The sequence below is a fragment of the Neobacillus drentensis genome (assembly GCF_036966985.1).
Taxonomy (GTDB): Bacteria; Bacillota; Bacilli; order Bacillales; family Cytobacillaceae; genus Neobacillus; species Neobacillus drentensis_E.
Window position 1 is genome coordinate 728 of the sequence record NZ_JBALSN010000450.1, and the last position, 870, is coordinate 1597.

The window sequence follows — 870 nt, forward strand, 5'->3', positions numbered from 1 at the left end:
AACTTGGTGATCAAGTAGTTTCAAGATAACAGTTCTGTATTCTTGGAAAGCTTTACTGATCCTTGTTCTTGGATAAGGTAAATCAATAGGGACAATACCCTTTATTCGCCCTGGCTTTGCATCCATGACGACGACTTTAGAGGACAAAAAGATCGCCTCATCAATATCGTGGGTTACAAGCATCATTGTCGTCTGATTTTCCTCCCATATTTCAAGTAAAGCTTCTTGGAGATGGTTGCGAGTGAATGCATCTAATGCGCCAAACGGTTCATCCAACAATAATACTTCAGGATTCCGCAGCAAGGCCCTAGCAATTGCCACACGTTGTGACATCCCCCCGGATAATTGACGCGGATAGGCTTTTTCAAATCCTTTAAGTTTTACAAGTGAAATTAAATGGTCGACTTTTGAACGGATTTCTGGATCTTTTAATGACAGGTTACCAGAAATATTTTTTTCTACGTTTAACCAGGGAAATAAACGATGCTCTTGAAAAATAAAGCCGCGATCCTTAGAGGGTCCATTCACTTCCTTATCAGCTATCATAATCTCGCCTTCAAAATCTAAATCAAGTCCGGCAATTAATTTTAATAATGTACTTTTTCCGCAACCGCTGGGACCAATAATGGTCATAAACTCACCATATTTTACGGAAAGATTAAAATCCTCTAAAACTTTAATACTTTCATTGTCACTGTTAAAAGTTTTTCTTACATGATTAATTGTCACTGTTGATACCATAATGTTCATCATCCTTTCTTAAAATAAAAAAAGAGATTCAGTGAAAAGACAAATATGTCTTTTCACCGAATCTCTAGTAGACTAGTCGATTCATTCGAATGAATTAATTGATAATAACTTACCATGGAT

The 870-nt window shown here is 36.6% G+C and carries 1 protein-coding gene; it reads right to left on the reverse strand.

The window, feature by feature from the left end:
* Positions 1 to 741 (reverse strand): ABC transporter ATP-binding protein (locus tag V7659_RS24955; RefSeq protein ID WP_335542812.1); only part of this gene is annotated, 741 nt, incomplete at its 3' end.
* Between the last annotated feature and the right edge of the window lie 129 nt (positions 742 to 870).